Raw genomic sequence first — 16,174 nt, forward strand, 5'->3', positions numbered from 1 at the left:
GCCGTCCTCGCTCAGCTCGCCGGGTAGCGGTCGATGGGCGGCGGTTCCGGGGCGGGCACCCCGGACAGGCCGAGCGTGGCCTCGTACGCCTTCTTCCAGTCACCGTTCTTCTCGCGTGCCTCCAGCGCGTCGTCGAGGGCGAAGCGCAGCGCGTTGTCGCCGTGCGGGACGCCGATGCCGTAGGGCTCCTTCGAGAACGGCTTGCCGACGACCTTGAGTTCGTCGGGCGCCTTGGCCGCGTAGCCGATGAGGATGGCGTCGTCGGTGGTGACGGCGTCGACCTGGTAGGTGAGGAGGTTGTCGACGCAGACCGAGTAGGTGTCGTACGCGACCAGGATCGCCTTCGGGTAGTCGGTCCTGATGCGCTGGTACGGGGTCGAGCCGGCCGCCGAGCAGACGCGTCTGCCGACGAGGTCCTGCGGGCCGTGGATGTCGTTCTCGTCCTTGCGTACGAGCAGCGACTGGCCGGCCATGTAGTAGGGGCCGGCGAAACCGACGAGCTTCTTGCGGTTGTCGTTGATGGTGTAGGTGCCGACGTAGTAGTCGATCTGGCCGTTCTGCAGGGCGGTCTCGCGGTTGGCGGAGGCGATCGTGCGGAAGCGGATCGTCTCCGGCGGGAAGCCGAGGGAGGCCGACATCATCCTGGCGATCTCGATGTCGAAGCCGGAGTAGGTGCCGGTGGCCGGGTCCCTCTCGCCGAGGTAGGGCTGGTCCTCCTTGACGCCGACGGTGAAGTGGCCGCGCTTCCTCGCCCGGGTCCAGGTCCGGGAGTCCGGCAGGCGGAAGTCCTTCGCCACCTGGTAGTGCGGGAGTTTCTCGGCCGCCGGGCCCTTGCCGGGCGGACTGCCCTCCTTGCCGCAGGCGGTGGCCAGCAGGGCGAGGAGGGCGCACAGGGCGCGGGGCACACGGGTGGTACGGAACACGGGTCGCACTCCCCCGGTCAGTGCTTGAGGATCTTTGAGAGGAAGTCCTTGGCGCGGTCGCTCCTCGGATTCGTGAAGAACTCCTCGGGGCTGCGGTCCTCGACGATCCGGCCGTCGGCCATGAAGACGACCCGGTTGGCGGAGGCGCGGGCGAAGCCCATCTCGTGGGTGATGACGACCATGGTCATGCCGTCCCGGGCGAGCTGCCGCATGACCTCCAGCACCTCGTTGATCATCTCGGGGTCGAGGGCGGAGGTGGGCTCGTCGAAGAGCATCACCTTGGGTTCCATGGCGAGTGCGCGGGCGATGGCGACGCGCTGCTGCTGGCCGCCGGAGAGCTGGGCGGGGTACTTCTCGGCCTGGTTCAGCAGGCCGACGCGGTCGAGGAGTTCGCGGGAGCGGCGGTCGGCGTCGTCCCTCCTGCGCCTTCGGACCTTGACCTGGGCGAGGGAGACGTTCTGCAGGACCGTCTTGTGGGCGAAGAGGTTGAAGGACTGGAAGACCATGCCGACCTCGGCGCGAAGCCGGGCGAGTGATTTCCCCTCCTGGGGCAGCGGCTGCCCGTCGAGTGTGATGGTGCCGGACTCGATGGTCTCCAGCCGGTTGATCGTCCTGCAGAGCGTCGACTTGCCCGATCCCGACGGGCCGATGACCACGACCACCTCTCCCCTGCCCACGGTGAGGTCGATGTCCCTGAGGACGTGCAGTTCCCCGTAGTACTTGTTGACGTTCCGCAGTTCGATCAACGGATCGACGGCCATCCGCAGCCCTACTCACTCTCAGCTGTGTCGTGGTTGCCGCAACCTATCCAGCCGGTTGAGGAGTTGAGGCACGACACGCACTTTTCGGGCATTAGCCGTATTTACACCAACAGGGTGGTGTGACGGCCACCGGGGCTCAGCCCTCGGCGATCTCGGCGTACAGCTGGGACAGCTCGGGAACCCCGCTCGCCGCCCACTCCTGACCGGCCGGCACCACCTCGACCGCACGGCCGGAGGCGAGCCGTACGACGGGTTCGCCGTCGGAGCGGATCTGCCAGGCGGCTCCCGGTACGGTCCGCACCACGACCGTGCCGAGATACAGACCGGCGTCGTGGCCCACCCCGGACAGCATCTCGGGGTCGTCCCGCCAGCGCGGGTCCATCTGGTCCAGCGCCTCCAGCGACGCCGGGGTGTCGTCGAGACGCACTCCCGCCCGGACCGCCTGCGAGCGGAGCAGCTCGCACTCGGACAGCAGCGCCGCGACCGCCTCGGGGTCGGCCGGCAGCGCCACGTCACCGCTCTTCTTGTGCCCTGAGCCCAGGAACGGAAGGTGCATGGACCCAGCGTGGCATCACACGTCCAGGTCGACCACCACGGGCGCGTGGTCGGATGCGCCCTTGCCCTTGCGCTCCTCACGGTCGACGTAGGCGTCCTTGACCGCCCGGGCGAAGGGCTCGTTGCCGTACACCAGGTCGATGCGCATGCCGCGGTTCTTGGGGAAGCAGAGCTGGCGGTAGTCCCAGTACGTGAACGGGTGCTCGTACTTCAGCGGGCGCGGCACCACATCGCCCAGGCCCGCCTCGCGCAGGGAGGCGAGGGCGGCGCGCTCGGCCGGGGTGACGTGGGTGGAGCCCACGAAGGCGGCCGGGTCGAAGACGTCGTCGTCCGTCGGCGCCACGTTGTAGTCACCCAGGACGGCGAACGGGCGGCTGCCCTGCGCGTCCCCGTACACGGCCGCCTTCAGGGCCTCGAACCACTGGAGCTTGTACGCGTAGTGCGGGTGGCCGACCTCGCGGCCGTTCGGCACGTACACCGACCAGACGCGGACCGGGCCGCAGGTCGCCGAGAGGGCACGCGGCTCGGTCACGCCGTCGTAGCCCGGGTCGCCGGGCAGGCCCTTGACCACGTCCTCGATGCCGACGCGGGAGAGCACCGCCACCCCGTTCCACCGGCCGGTCGCGTGGACCGCCGCCTCGTAGCCCAGCTCGCGCAGCTGGTCGAACGGGAACTGCGCCTCGGCGATCTTGGCTTCCTGGAGGCACAGCACGTCGGTGTTGCTGCTCTCCAGCCAGGCCAGCAGCCTGGGGAGGCGGGCGGTGATCGAGTTCACGTTCCAGGTAGCGATGCGCATGCCTCACAACCTACCCGCCGGGTCCGACAACGCCGCTCCCTGCGCTCAGACCTCCGCCGACGCCCCGGGGCTGAGCCGCTGGTGGTCGGTACCGCCGAGCGCGCCGATCTGGCGGTCGTAGATCGGGCGGGCCAGGTCGGTGAGCAGGGCGTCGTGGACGTCGTACGCGCGCTGCGGGCCGACCTCACGGACGTAGTCGATGACCTCGGAGATCTTGTTCCACGGCGCCATCACCGGGAGCAGCAGGGTCTCCACCGGGTGGTCCGGGACGGTGAGGGCGTCACCGGGGTGGAAGACCCTGCCGCCGTCGATCAGATAGCCGACGTTGGTGATGCGCGGGATGTCCGGGTGGATCACCGCGTGCAGTTCGCCGTGGACCTGCACGTCGAAGCCGGCGGCGGTGAAGGTGTCACCGTGGCCGACGGTGTGCACGCGGCCCGGGAAGGCCGCCGCGACCTGGTCGGCCACGGACTTCAGGGTCCAGATCCCGGCGGCCGGGTTCGCCTCCAGGGCGGCCCGCAGCCGGCCCTCGTCGAAGTGGTCCGGGTGCTCGTGCGTGACCAGGACGGCGTCGGCGCCGGCCGCCGCGTCCTGCTCGCTGAACCCGCCGGGATCGATGACGAGCGTCCGCCCGTCCTTCTCAAGGCGGACACAGGCGTGGGACTTCTTCGTGAGCTTCATGCCTCCCCATCCTGCCGAACCCGGTGGCCCGTGTCTCATCCGGCGGGCGTGGTCTCCTCCCGGACGACCTGCTGGGCCACCCGGAACGCGCTGTTCGCGGCCGGTACCCCGCAGTAGACGGCCGCCTGCAGCAGTACTTCCCTGATCTCGTGCGGGGTGAGCCCGTTGCGCAGGGCCGCCCGGGTGTGGGACGCCAGCTCCTCCAGGTGGCCGCCCGCGACCAGCGCGGTCAGCGTGATGCAGCTGCGGGTACGGCGGTCCAGGCCCGGCCGGTCCCAGATCTCGCCCCAGGCGTAGCGGGTGACGAACTCCTGGAAGTCACCCGAGAACTCGTCGGCCCGCGCGAGCGCCTGGTCCACGTGTGCGTCGCCGAGCACCTCACGGCGGATCTTCAGCCCGCTCTCGTACCGGTCGGCATGCCCCGCGGGCTGCGCCGCCACGACCGCGGGGGCGATCTCGGCGACCGGCGCGGGCTGCGGCGGCGCGGCCGGAACCGGGACGGCGGCGACGTTCGGGAGGGCGGTCTGGCCGGTGTCGAACTGCTGCTGCCAGGCGGTGGAGAAGTGGCGCACCAGCAGGTCGGTGACGGCGGCCGGCTGCTCGACCGGCACCAGGTGGGAGGCGCCGGGGACGACCGCGAGCCGGGCGTCCGGGATGCCGGCGACCAGCGTGCGGGCCTCGGCCGGCCCGGTCACCTGGTCGTCGGAGCCGACGAGCACGAGCGTCGGCACGCCGACCCGGCCCAGCTCGGCCCGCACGTCGAACGCGGCCAGCGCCTCGCAGGCGGCGATGTAGCAGCCCGGGTCGGTGGTGCGCACCATCTGTACGGCCCACTCGGTGATCGCGGGCTGCGCGGCGGCGAACCCGCCGGTGAACCAGCGCTCGGGCGCGGTCCGGGCGATGGGTTCGAGCCCGTTCGTCCGGACGACCACCCCGCGCTGCCGGAACTCGTCGGCGGTGCCGAAGCGCGGCGAGGCCGCGACCACCGCGAGCGAGGCGACCCGCTCGGGGTGCAGCAGGGCCAGCTGGATGCCGATCGCGCCGCCCAGCGCACAGCCCGCGTAGCCGAAGCGCTGCACGCCGAGCGCGTCCAGCGTGGCCAGCAGCCTCGCGGTCAGCTCGGCGACCGAACCCGCCGGGTGGGCCGGGGCGCCGCCGTGACCGGGCAGATCGAACCGGAAGACCCTCCACTGCTTGGCCAGCTCCGGCACCTGGCGGTCCCACATGTGCCATGTGGTACCCAGTGAGGGACCCAGGATCAGGACCGGAGCGTCTTCTGGCCCGTCAAAGCGGTATTGCAGGGTGTTCGGTGGTGTCTCACTCACGCGTCAGACCATCTCACGTCTCACGACAGCCCCTATGAGCGGGTTCCTGACTGTAGCTGTCTGACCAGGTGAAAGACCTCCCGGGCCGCATAGCGTTTGAGGCATCGGACGATTTCACGCCGGGTCTTGCCCTCCTTGATCCGGCGCTCGTAGTAGTCCTGGGTGCGCGGGTCGACCCGCAGGCGGGTGAACACGATGCGGTGGAGCGCGGCGTTGGCCTGACGGTCGCCGCCGCAGTTGAGGCGACGGAACTGCCGGTGTCCCGAGGAGCGCCCGACCGGGCTGATACCGCACAGCGCGGCGAACGACGTCTCGCTGTCCAGCCGTTCCGGGTTGTCCCCCACCGTGATCAGCAACGTGACCGCCGTGTCCGGGCCGATCCCCACCACGTCGAGCAGCTGCGGGGCGTGGCATTCCACGAGCCGGGCAAGACGAGTCTCCACGTCCCGGATCTGCTCGGAGAGCTGGCCAATTCGGTGAGCCAGCAGGCCCAACGTGACCCGCGTGGCCTGCAGCACCGACTCCTCGCGACTGCTCGCGTCCGCGAACCGCGCACAGATGCGGAGGAGTTCGGCATTGCCGAGTTCGGCCAGTTCTTCCCGCAAAGCGGGATCAGCGGTAATGAGGACGGCCTTGAGCTGATTGATGGCCTGGGTGCGGGCTTTGACCGCCGACGCCTTCGTGAGTTTGTACATTCTCGCGATCTGCACCGGCCCGTCGCCCGTTTTGGCCCGGGCGCGGGCCCGCCCGCTCAACACGGCTCGCGCCGCATTCTGGGCATCGAGCGGATCCGATTTACCGCGCCGCCGATGATCCGCCCGGTCCATCCAATTCACGTCGAACACGTCCACGCCCTGGGCCAGCAGATAGCGGGAGAGGGACGCCCCATAGGAGCCGGTCCCCTCCACGCCGGCCCGCCCCACGCTTCCCCACTTCCTCGCCCACTTCAGCAGATCGCGGTATCCAGCCGCGGTGGCCGGGAACTCGTCAGTGGCGAGCACCGCCCCCGCCAAGGAGAGCACCGCAGCCACATGGGCATCCCGGTGCGTGTCCACGCCCAGCACCACCTCCCCCACAGGGCGACGACGGGCCCGCGCAACAGGCGTCGTTCCGGGCAGTGTCGAACTGCACATGCCCGTTCCCTTCCCGACCGATGGCGTATCGCGTTGCCGGTACCGGGCCGCGTTGGACGGTCAGAATCGTGAGGACGCCACAGCTATCGACAGGCCCCTATCGGGACACACCCCGCCAGCCCGGCACCGGCAACGCACCGTCCCCGACCAACAGCCGACACCGTGTGATCGAGACACTTCGGTCAGAACTATCATGAGTCAGGCCATGGGCCCGGGACAGCACCCACCCATCCTCCCGCCCCCATCTCGCTATCGCCCGGGAAACCGCAGGACATGCTCAATCCCCTGCATGCAACACTGCGAACCTGATCCCGGCCGAGCACAACAGCACACGAAGGCGAGCGGCACGATCAGGTGTCGCCAGGGGCAAGACCTGGGACCTACCTCGTCGCCGCCTTCCGAGCGCCCATCTGGGACACCCCAGCCCCGGCAAAATGGCCCTCTACCAGAACGGCACCCTCATCGGAATCGCCACCAACCTCAGCCCCCAATGCGGCTCCTCCCTCCCTCTCACTCCGGGCTCAGCTCGTCGGACCCATCTGGAACGGGAGCCCTTTAACATCCCCGGCATCATCGACGCCTGAGCCACAGTCCGGCAGCACGGTCCCCGTTCCGGCCCGCGACTTGCCAGCACCGAGGTCGGGCACGGGAGTCAGCCCCCCCGAAGGCCGGTGTGGCTGCTGATTCCACATGATGAGTCATCGGAAAGATGTCAGCTTCGGCGAAGTTCGGAAAGGCGCAGGTCAGAGCCAATCTCACGGCCCGCTGTACAACGAGCGTCATGAGCAACAGCCCCCTCGCCGGGGGATACAGGCGAGGCTGCCTCAACTCGTCCACGGCAGTTCTCCCGCCTGGGCCGGCCTGGGTACGGGAGTGCACAGCACCGGCTCCGGCAGCATCCACGTGACCGACTCGATCGGCCCGTGCCGCGGGTGGCGCGCCCGGTGCGGACCGGTCCCGCGGCAAAAGGCGTCAGTGGCTCTCAGGCGAGGACGACTGGCTTGCCGCTCAGCGCCACACCGGCTTGGCGTAGCTCACTGATCGCGGTGCTGGTGGTATCGGCGGCAACGCCGGCGGTGTAGTCGAGCAGGACCCGGACGGCGAAGCCCGCTCGTACGCCGTCGAGCGCGGTGGCCTTCACACAGTGGTCGGTAGCGATGCCGACGACGTCGAGCTTGCTGATGTGACGGGCACGCAGCCAGTCGGCCAGTGATGTGCCGTCCTCAGTTGAGCCCTCGAAACCGCTCTTCGAGGCGGAGTACGCCCCCTTGTAGAAGACCTCGTGCACGTCACCGGAGGTGACGGCGGGCGCGAAGTCCGGATGGAACTCGCCTCCCTCGCTGCCGACGACGCAGTGCTCGGGGAAGGAGCTCTGGAAGTCCGGGTGCTCGGAGAAGTGGTCCCCCGGGTCGATGTGGTGGTCGCGAGTGGCGACGATGTGCGCGTACCTGCCATCGGCGCGCCGCACCAGGTCGGCGATGGCCACGGCCCTGCCCGCGCCGCCCTTCACCGGGATGCTGCCGCCCTCGCAGAAGTCCTTCTGCACATCAACAACGATCAATGCACGGCGCACGGAGACCCTTTCCCTCGGAAGAACCCATCGCCGGTATGGTCGCTCCCTCCGTCGGTGGGCTGACGCAGCACTCGCCAGTACTCACCCGATAGGGACGCACTTGGTGAAAGGGTCCAGCCGCGGGTCGGGCAGCACCTGGCCGAGACTCAAGGACCTGGCACACCTCTGGGTTGTCCGCCGTCTGGCGCATCGGATCGATCAGCCGCCTCCGGAACCGTGCGGCCAAGGAAGTCGACCTCGACGGGCCCCCGCAGCCGCAGAGCTCACTCTCTGTGGGAGCTGGGCAGAGCAGAGCCCACGTCCTTACGGGTGTGCTGGCTGGCCGGTAATAGCCGGGCGCGCGCGGCGCAGTGTGTCGTGCACGGGAGTGGAGCGGGTCGGGGGGTGTGCATCGCGCGCCGGTTGTCACTCCCTGTCCCTCTGGCCGCTTGCACCCGGATTCTGACGTGGACATGACCTGGCCCCTGGAAGGGGTTCGAGTGGCTGACTCACCTCGTGACTGCGCGACGATTCTCGCGCAGGCCGCGACCTTGGTGCGCCCGTTGGTCCGGTCCCGGGTTCACACTCTGCCCCCCGGACCGCCACGCATCGCCGCGGCAACGCTCGGGCCAAAGGTCCGCTCAGACCACATCACGTCTCGTCGACTGTGAGAGCGGTGCCGCGTTCGCGCAGGGCCCTTTCCCAGAACATGGCGTGCAGCCAACCGGGCTGGGTGGTGGTGAACCGTTCGTCGAGGTGGGTTGTGCGGCCCTCCCAGGAGCGCGCGCAGAGCATGGCGCGAGCCCAGCGGTACACGGCGTGGAGGACGTCGCAGCGGGCCGACCGCGGCGCAGCGGATCCTGGTTGATGACGTCGTCGTGGAGCAGGCTGCCCCCCGTCCCGGCCTCGCGATCGCCACCGTCGCCGGCGACGTGGACACGCGCACCGCGGACACCCTGCGCCACGAAGCCTCGGAGATCGTCCAGCAAGGGTGTCCGAACCTGGTTCTGGACCTGTCGCAGGTCGGCTTTTGCGACTCCGCCGGTCTGAGCGCGCTCATCGGCCTCTGGCACGCCGCCCAAGCGGCGGGCGGTGCACTCCGACTCGCCGACGTCCCCGACCGCCTTATGCGGATGCTCGTCCTCACCGGTGTCGACGCCGTCCTGCCGGTCCACGCCACCGCCACCGAAGCAGTCACCACCATGACCGACAGCCCGTCTACCGGCACAGGCGAGCACGGCTCAATCACCCCCGCCTCCACCGGCGCGGGACCAGTATCGGGATGCAGCGCGACGGCCTGCGACAGCGCTCACAACCCCCTGCCAACCTGAGCTGATCGCGCCGACCCACCAAGGGGTTCGTACCAGTGATCGGGCCCGGCCCTCCCGCTGGAGTATCGGGCCCGAGCTGATCCCTTCCCCGGGCACCGCGGCGCGAGCGAGCTGCCTGCGCATCACTTCGATCTCGCCAACCGACAGGCGCAAGTCATCGGCCTTACGTGCTAGGTCCATGACGGCCGAGGGGATCCTCAGTTAGCCGTTCGGATTTTCGCGATCTGTCGACGTGCTGCTGACGAAAGACACGCGGGATGGCGAGTCATGGTGTCGCCTTATCCCCGGCATCCGCTGTCTGCCGGACGTATTCGGCGTGGTAGCGCTCGATGCCAGGGCGGCCGTGTCGCGGGGGACGACGCGTCCATCACGGCGCACCGATCAGTCCGACGCCAGGTGCATACGAACGATCAGGCCCGACGGCGGGGTGCGCATCTCGACCAGGTCGCACAGCTGGTGCATCATCCAGACGCCCCGGCTGCCGGCCGGAGATAGCGGATCGGGACGGCGTCGGCCGACGAGCGCGCCGTGAGCCGTCCGCGGTCCCTCCCTTCTGCGATGCGGGTGTCGGCCGTGCGCCACAACCGAAGAATGCCCTGTCCTCCGCCGTGCCGCACCGAATGCCGGTGGCCTCGTTGACGGCCAGCAACCAGTCGGTGTGTCGACGAGGGACAGGCCGGCCGTCTGCGACCAGTGCCCTGCGGTGTCACGGACATCGGCGAGGTCCTGCTCCGTGAAGTGCAGGACGAGTGGATCCGTCGGCTACTCCAGGGGCTCGTCGCAGTCGCGGCACACTGTCTGCGGGTCCTCGTAGCGCGGGCTGTTCCGGTAGCGGTAGAGCTCCAGGTCCACCTCGCTGGTGCAGGCTCACGGGCCCACCTGAGCACGCCTTGATGCCTCCCGTGCCCGTCATCCGGGAGCCGCTGTGATGGCGAAACGGTCAGCGAGGATCAGCCTGAAGCGCCCAGTTAGGTGGGTTATCCAGGTTTCCTAGGTAAAGCAGCCCCTGCCGGGCGAGTATCACGTGATCGGGCGGCGGCCACCCCTCATGAGCATGTATCAGCATGTATGCCATTTGCATCGCGTAGGGAGCGCTGTCTGCTTCGACGCAATCAACCGAAAGGGAATGCCGTGCGTTCTGCTTCTCCACGCCAAGGGGCCCCGTCGATCGTCTCCCCGAGCCATCGACTGTGGCGCCGTACGGCGGTCGCTGCAGCTACGGTGTGTGCCACGCTGAGCGGTGTTCTGGGTGCTGCCGCGTCCGCCTCGGCTGATCCGTCCGGCGGCACCGGCGAAGTTCGCAGCGTGAGCACCGACCGGCACATCGGCACCTACGGCAACGCCGGCGTGGTGCTCGCCGCGTTCACCGATTCGTACTGGCCAGGCTCGATGGACAGAAGCTGGACCTTCACCCCGCGCGAGAACGGCAGGTACTACAGCATCCAGAGCACCACCAAGAACACCTGCTGGACCCGCAGCCCGAAGCCCCATGCCGGTGGCGACTGGGACCGCTATGGCCCGTGGGTTGTCACCCTGTCGCCGTGCAGTCCGAGCGCCACGAAGCAGCAGTTCCAGCTGTGGGCGGAGCCTGGCTGGGCGCCGCGTGGAACGGTTTCCATCCATCCCCCGGGATGACGAATCCACCGTCCTGAGGCAGACCAGCACCCCCCTCGGCGACGGAGGCACCTGGAACGCGCTGAGCCTGGAGCACCCTCAGTACGCCAACGACGAGTACTGGAGGGTCCCGGTCGATCCCAATCTCATCGTTTATCGGGGGTCGTCCTGACCATCTGCGGTGATCTCACTGGGTGTTTGAAGTCGATTCGCACTGACCGTTTCGGCATGAGCCGGCTCGGGGCCTGTACATCTGCAGGCAGGTGCGGTTGAGGAAGGCGGAGAGCGCCGCGGCGACGCCCGCGATGGCGGCGAGGAAGACCTTGGTCTGGCCGTTGGCGAAGTACAGGCCGACGGCCAGCCGTGTAAGGAAACCACGAGGCGAGTCGACCCTGCGGGCTTCGCCGTTCCCGTTCCTTCCAGTGCGGCCAACGGCGTGCGCAAAGTGGTGCTGCCGGCCCGCGGCGGGTGGGCAGCACCGCAGGGACCCGGGGGCAGGGGGAGTGCCTGTGGGCGCCTTCTGCCCCCGGGGTGCGGCTGGGTGCTATGGCAGCGGGGCGAGGGGGATGTCGAGGTAGGACTCGTCGCCTTGCGGAGAGGTGATCTCGAGGGCGGCTGGGATGGTGGTGTCGTCCGCGAAGAAGGGGTCGTAGCCGGTGATGACGAGCTGCAGTTGGCGGCCCTTGCCCAGGACGTAGTGGGCGGGCTGCAGGCGGAAGGTGACGGTGGTGGCCTGCTGGTCGGTGAGGGTGTAGGGGGCGTGGGTGATGATGGCGGCGCGGCCGGTGCGGGGGTTGCAGTCCAGGAGGTAGGCGACGAAGGTCGCGTTGTCCGTCTGCGGCTTCACGGTGAGCCTGGCATCCAGGTCGCCCTGGACACGCATGGGGTGCTCCAGCGGCGCGGTCGTCCAGATGGCGGCGACGTCGCGTTTGATGTCGGCGGTCCGGTAGATGTGGGGCAGTCCCGCACGTTCTTTCAGACCGGTCTGGACGAGCTTGGGGGCGACGACGATGCCGGTGTCCTGGCCGGCGGGCTGCAGGGAGCGGGTCCAGCCCGGCTGTGGTTGGCCTTGTGCCATGGGCGCGTCCTGCTGGCCGTCGGGTACGGCGCCGAGGTGGAAGCGCTGCGGGGGCAGCGCGTAGTCGGCCCAGTCGCGGTGGCTGAGGTCGGACAGCAGGTTGTGCATGTACTCCGAGCGGATGCCGAAGTGCGGCTTCGCACCGTCGCCGGCGCTGCCGCCGAGGTGGTGGTCCATCCAGCGGTAGGTCATCTCGGTGGGCTTGGAGATGGCGCCGAACAGGCCGGGCAGTTCGCCGTTGCCGTGGTCGCCGATCTGCACCAGCAGCGATGTGGGGCCCTGCAGCTGGGTGAACAAGTCGATGACGGCGGGCACCGAGAAGATCGTCTCGTGCCAGTAGGTGGTCATCAGGATCGGCAGCCGGCGCTCGTTGTAGGTCTTCAGGTGCTGCATCGGCGAGCGCAGCCGGGCGAACTCCTTGACCTCGTCGTCGATGACGTTGTCGCGGATCTTGGCGATGACATTGCGGAACTCCGTCGAGCAGCGCTCCTCGTGGAACAGTGCCACCAGTGCCTCGAACGCCCGTACGTGCCGGGTGCCGTTCTCGAAGAGGGAGGTGAACAGGTCGCCCCAGGCGCTGGCGCCGGCGACGGCCTTGACGCGCGGGTCCTTGGCGGCGAGCAGCAGGCTGGTCCCGGCGCCGTAGGAGGCGCCGAAGCACCCGATCCGGTCGGCGTCGACACCTTCCAGCGCGGTGAGCCAGTTGAGGATCTCGACACCGTCGGCGACGTCCTGGGGTCCGGCGACCTGGATCTCGCCCTCGGAGCGGGCCAAGCCGCGCTGGCTGTAGGTCAGGACGGCGTAGCCGCCCAGCGTCCAGCGCGGGATGGTGCCGAAGTAGGCCAGGCGGCCGAGGTCGTTCAGCGGGGCGGGCATGACGACGGCGGGGCAGGTCTGCCCCGGCGCGAGGCGGCGCGGCATGCTCAGTCCGGCGTCGATGCGGGTCCCGTCCGCCATGGCGATCGGGAACTCCCGATACTCGGCGACCTCCGCCTGGACCTCGTAGGTGTCGGCGAGGCCCCACTGGTCGAGCATGCCGATCCGGCGCGATGACGGGTCGAGCAGCGCCGCCCGGATGGCCTCCAGCCGGGCGACGTCGTCGGGGCTGAGAGCAAACGGGTTTTCCGTGGATCCGTTGACCGGCATGAAGATGCCGCCTTTCTCGACGCGGGTGTGAGGGAATGCCAGAGACATGTTCAGCGCTCGTGCGATCTCTTCCGGCGAGCACATCGCGGCCACCACCCGAACGAGTGGCGGGCCACCTGCCACCCACCCGTACCCCCGCCCCCTCGAGGCGGGGCTGCGGGTCGACACCACGCTCGACCTGGGCGCATGTCCTCCCCGAACAAGATCCGCAAGGCCGGAGGCTCCAGATGACCCTGTGCGTCTGGAACTACTGGAGAGAGCGGGTCGAGGAAGGGCTGGCGTTCAGCTTCGCCTGAGGTGTCCACTACAGCCAGCCCAGAACCGTCTCAAAGGTGCGCTGGTTGCGTGGCGCATCCGGACGGTACAAAGGAGGCCCTGGCAACGCACTGACGGAATGCATGGACCTCCCGGCAGTGCAATCGCAAAGTAGGCGCTCCCGGAAGCGTCACAGGAATACAGACTGCATGAGGCGCCCACCGCATCGTGGCGTCAGCGGAGCCGTGAGACGACGAAGCGCACCGGAGCGCTCCGGTGCGGCTTCGTCGTCTCACGGCTCCGCTCAAAGTCCTGTCAGGACGGACGACAGCGGGGTCTCGCCGTATCACACTGCCCCTATAACGGAGGTTACGACTGCACAGGTCTGACCAGGTGGAAGACCTCCCGGGCCGCATAGCGCTTGAGGCTTCGGACTATCTCGCGCCGGGTCTTGCCCTCCTTGCTGCGACGTTCGTAGTAGTCCTGGGTGCGCGGGTCGACGCGCAGGCGGGTCTGCACGATCCGGTGCAGGGCTGCGTTAGCTTGCCGGTCGCCGCCGCGGTTGAGGCGACGGTACTGCCGACTGCCCGAGGAGCGCTCGACGGGGCTGACCCCGCACAGCGCCGCGAAGGACGCCTCACTGCCCAGGCGTTCCGGGTTGTCCCCGATCGTGATCAGCAGAGTGACGGCTGTGTCCGGACCGATGCCCACTACCTCAAGCAACTGGGGAGCGTGGCGTTCCACCAGCCGGGTCAGGCGGCCCTCCAGGTCCTTGACCTCTTCGCTGAGCTGCCTGATGCGCCGGGCCAGGAGACCCAGGGTCACGTGGGTGGCATGGAGCACGGCCCCCTCGCCGGTCTCATGGTTCAGGCTGTCGTCGACGAGCCCTGCGCAAGTGCGGAAGAGCTCTGCGTTGCCCAGCCCGGCCAGTTCCTCCCTCAGCTGCGGATCGGCACGGATGAGGACAGCCTTGAGCTGGTTGATCGCCTGGGTGCGGGCCTTGACCGCCGAATCCTTGGCCAGCTTGTACATCCGGGCGATCTCCACCGGCCCGTCGCCCGTCTTGGCCTGGGCGCGCGCCCGCCCGCTCAGCACTGCCCGAGCCGCGTTCTCGGCATCGAGCGGGTCCGACTTGCCGCGCCGACGGCGGTCGGCCCGGTCGAACCGGTTCACATCGAAAACGTCCACACCCTGGGCCAGTAGGTAGCGGGACAGGGCAGCTCCGAAGGAACCGGTCCCTTCCACTCCGGCCCGGCGCACCGTACCCGACGCCCTGGCCCACCCCAGCAGGGTATCGAGACACGTCCATCAGCCCGAGACCAACAATGCGCTGTCCCCTGGCCGGCGGTCGACACAGTGTGATCAGGACACCTCGGTCAGAGATCTCAGGAGTCAGACCCCGCCGTAGGACAGGCACCCACCTACGGTTCTCGGCCCAACCGGCTTCCAGCCACGTCAGCCCGCTCGTTCGAGCGAATTGACTCGAAGCACCGGTCGCCTACCACCGGAACTGGCACCATGCCGCCGTCGTGCGTCACTTCGAGTCGAAGGCGGACCATTGGAACGGCGGGTCAATGAGCGGCAGCTGTCGGTGTTGCAGTGGGTGGGAGCCGGGTGCCCTGCCGGCGTATGGAACACCAGCTCCTACAAGACCACCTGCCAGGCACTCCACAACCGTGGCCTGGTGACGGTCTCCCGGAAGGCCGGGCAGTGGAGCGTCGCCCTGACAAGCGCCGGTCGGCACTACCTGGCGCACGGCACTTACCCTCCCCACGGATCACGCCCGCGGAAGACCCAGGCCTCCGGTCCGCGACCTAAGTCCACCCGAGCGCAGGAATCTCCGGCCACCGAGCGGAAGCCAAGCCCTGCCTCACATCCTCGTGTGACGCTCACGGAGCAGCTGTTACAGGAGCTCGCGGAGGCCGGCGGCCGAATCGTCAAGAGCGGCAGCGGTCCTGACTTGGAGAAGTGGCCGTCCCGCGTCGCCGCCGCACGCAGATCCGGACGGATTCCGGAGGCGAAGGAGCTGTACGGAAACTGGTGCCGCGACGGGTACGAGATCAAACTCGTCGACATCCCCGCCTGGTGTCTTGCTGTCCTCGAACCCGTCACCGTGCCCGCCCGACTCACTCGGCCCCACACCGTGGTCCGGGCCATGCAGAACGAACGCCAGCCGCTCGGCCTGACCAAGCCCGTCCAAGGACGCGCTCTACGACTCATCCAGGCACTGATCACCACCGCCGAGGCCGAAGGACACACCTGCTCGGCCGGGCAAACCGGCTACGCACCCCCGTCTCATCGCCGCCGCAGGACACATCCTCACTTCACCACCGGGCCGAGCACGTCGCCACCGAGAAGGAACTCGCCGAGGCCAAGAAGCACTCCTGGGTCAGAATCCCCCGCTTCGACTACACCCCATCCGAGCGCCTTCGCTTCATCCTCAGCGGCGGCCAGCCACACCGGGCGAGCGAATGGGCCGACGCTCCCGGCAGCGCCCTCGAAGAGCAGCTCCCCGAGATCGCACAGGAGGTCACGCTTCGCGGCGAAGCCGCCGAACGCAGACGCCAGGACGAGGCCGAAGCGGCACGCCAGAAGCGCATCCGCTGGGAAGCCGCCATGGAACAAGCCCGCATCCGGTACGCGGAGGCGTACCGCGTCAGGCACCTAGAAGCTCAGGAAGCGGCATGGCGCCACGCCACCCGACTGACCCAATACGTGAGCACCGTACGCACGCGAGTCGAGGCCATGCCTCCGGGCCAGGCCAGAACCGACGCCGAGGAATGGATCAGCTGGGCAGCGGCCACCGTTGAGCGCCTCGCCCCCTTGAACACACCGCCCCGGCTGCCCGACATTCCCAAGCCACAAGCCGACGACCTGAAACCCTTCCTCGGGCACTGGAGCCCTTACGGTCCCACCTACTGAACGCCCGCACCGCACATTGTGCGCCCACAACCGCAGTTCAGGAGCTCATCGCGACCGGTGCAATCGCGGCACACCGACCTGGTGGGTCCATCGGAAAGTTGT

At 68.8% G+C, this 16,174-nt stretch carries 13 protein-coding genes and 1 pseudogene; 2 read left to right on the forward strand and 12 right to left on the reverse strand.

What is annotated here, in order from left to right:
- Positions 1-11 precede the first annotated feature (11 nt).
- The 9 genes from ACZ4SF_RS12430 to ACZ4SF_RS12470 all read right to left on the reverse strand — a co-directional run bounded on the left by ACZ4SF_RS12430 (position 12) and on the right by ACZ4SF_RS12470 (position 8,542).
- Positions 12-923 carry a glutamate ABC transporter substrate-binding protein gene (locus ACZ4SF_RS12430; RefSeq protein ID WP_468382044.1) on the reverse strand — a complete coding sequence of 304 codons (912 nt, stop codon included), beginning with the start codon at positions 921-923 and terminating at the stop codon, positions 12-14.
- A 17-nt stretch (positions 924-940) separates the two neighbouring features.
- Positions 941-1,684, reverse strand: a complete 744-nt coding sequence (locus tag ACZ4SF_RS12435; RefSeq protein WP_468382047.1) for an amino acid ABC transporter ATP-binding protein — start codon at positions 1,682-1,684, stop codon at positions 941-943.
- A 136-nt stretch (positions 1,685-1,820) separates the two neighbouring features.
- Positions 1,821-2,240, reverse strand: coding sequence for a DUF6278 family protein (locus tag ACZ4SF_RS12440; RefSeq protein WP_468382050.1), 420 nt, complete (start codon positions 2,238-2,240; stop codon positions 1,821-1,823).
- A 15-nt stretch (positions 2,241-2,255) separates the two neighbouring features.
- Positions 2,256-3,035 carry an exodeoxyribonuclease III gene (locus tag ACZ4SF_RS12445; RefSeq protein WP_468382053.1) on the reverse strand — a complete coding sequence of 260 codons (780 nt, stop codon included), beginning with the start codon at positions 3,033-3,035 and terminating at the stop codon, positions 2,256-2,258.
- Between the two features lie 45 nt (positions 3,036-3,080).
- The gene (locus ACZ4SF_RS12450) at positions 3,081-3,716 is read right to left on the reverse strand and encodes an MBL fold metallo-hydrolase (protein ID WP_468382055.1); all 636 of its coding nucleotides are present in this window, start codon (positions 3,714-3,716) and stop codon (positions 3,081-3,083) included.
- A 35-nt stretch (positions 3,717-3,751) separates the two neighbouring features.
- Complete coding sequence (gene pcaDC / locus ACZ4SF_RS12455; RefSeq protein WP_468382058.1) at positions 3,752-5,041, reverse strand: bifunctional 3-oxoadipate enol-lactonase/4-carboxymuconolactone decarboxylase PcaDC; 1,290 nt, start codon at positions 5,039-5,041, stop codon at positions 3,752-3,754.
- A gap of 32 nt (positions 5,042-5,073) precedes the next feature.
- Positions 5,074-6,174 (reverse strand): IS110 family RNA-guided transposase, encoded by a 1,101-nt coding sequence (locus ACZ4SF_RS12460; protein WP_468382060.1) that lies wholly within the window; start codon positions 6,172-6,174, stop codon positions 5,074-5,076.
- 982 nt (positions 6,175-7,156) lie between these two features.
- Positions 7,157-7,747, reverse strand: coding sequence for an isochorismatase family protein (locus tag ACZ4SF_RS12465; RefSeq protein WP_468382063.1), 591 nt, complete (start codon positions 7,745-7,747; stop codon positions 7,157-7,159).
- Between the two features lie 630 nt (positions 7,748-8,377).
- The gene (locus ACZ4SF_RS12470; RefSeq protein ID WP_468382066.1) at positions 8,378-8,542 is read right to left on the reverse strand and encodes a hypothetical protein; all 165 of its coding nucleotides are present in this window, start codon (positions 8,540-8,542) and stop codon (positions 8,378-8,380) included.
- 62 nt (positions 8,543-8,604) lie between these two features.
- Between ACZ4SF_RS12470 and ACZ4SF_RS12475 the strand changes: the two genes are divergently transcribed.
- Both ACZ4SF_RS12475 and ACZ4SF_RS12480 read left to right on the forward strand, forming a co-directional pair.
- Positions 8,605-9,057, forward strand: coding sequence for an STAS domain-containing protein (locus ACZ4SF_RS12475; RefSeq protein WP_468382069.1), 453 nt, complete (start codon positions 8,605-8,607; stop codon positions 9,055-9,057).
- A gap of 1,305 nt (positions 9,058-10,362) precedes the next feature.
- Complete coding sequence (locus ACZ4SF_RS12480) at positions 10,363-10,692, forward strand: hypothetical protein (RefSeq protein WP_468382072.1); 330 nt, start codon at positions 10,363-10,365, stop codon at positions 10,690-10,692.
- 523 nt (positions 10,693-11,215) lie between these two features.
- Here ACZ4SF_RS12480 and ACZ4SF_RS12485 read toward each other — a convergent pair.
- The 3 genes and pseudogenes from ACZ4SF_RS12485 to ACZ4SF_RS12495 form a co-directional block, all read right to left on the reverse strand.
- Positions 11,216-12,943, reverse strand: a complete 1,728-nt coding sequence (locus ACZ4SF_RS12485; protein WP_468382074.1) for a CocE/NonD family hydrolase — start codon at positions 12,941-12,943, stop codon at positions 11,216-11,218.
- A gap of 576 nt (positions 12,944-13,519) precedes the next feature.
- A pseudogene (locus ACZ4SF_RS12490) lies at positions 13,520-14,440 on the reverse strand (IS110 family transposase); the annotation flags it as partial.
- Between the two features lie 1,029 nt (positions 14,441-15,469).
- On the reverse strand, positions 15,470-15,814 hold the full coding sequence (locus tag ACZ4SF_RS12495) for a hypothetical protein (RefSeq protein WP_468382076.1): 345 nt from the start codon (positions 15,812-15,814) through the stop codon (positions 15,470-15,472).
- Positions 15,815-16,174 lie beyond the last annotated feature (360 nt).

The sequence above is a fragment of the Streptomyces sp. NPDC027663 genome, from assembly GCF_055566415.1.

Coding starts and splice junctions, on each gene's coding strand:
- ACZ4SF_RS12435 (WP_468382047.1), bottom strand. CDS start 1,684: ATGGCCGTCGATCCGTTGATCGAACTGCGGAACGTCAACAAGTACTAC.
- ACZ4SF_RS12440 (WP_468382050.1), bottom strand. CDS start 2,240: ATGCACCTTCCGTTCCTGGGCTCAGGGCACAAGAAGAGCGGTGACGTG.
- ACZ4SF_RS12445 (WP_468382053.1), bottom strand. CDS start 3,035: ATGCGCATCGCTACCTGGAACGTGAACTCGATCACCGCCCGCCTCCCC.
- ACZ4SF_RS12450 (WP_468382055.1), bottom strand. CDS start 3,716: ATGAAGCTCACGAAGAAGTCCCACGCCTGTGTCCGCCTTGAGAAGGAC.
- ACZ4SF_RS12460 (WP_468382060.1), bottom strand. CDS start 6,174: ATGTGCAGTTCGACACTGCCCGGAACGACGCCTGTTGCGCGGGCCCGT.
- ACZ4SF_RS12485 (WP_468382074.1), bottom strand. CDS start 12,943: ATGTCTCTGGCATTCCCTCACACCCGCGTCGAGAAAGGCGGCATCTTC.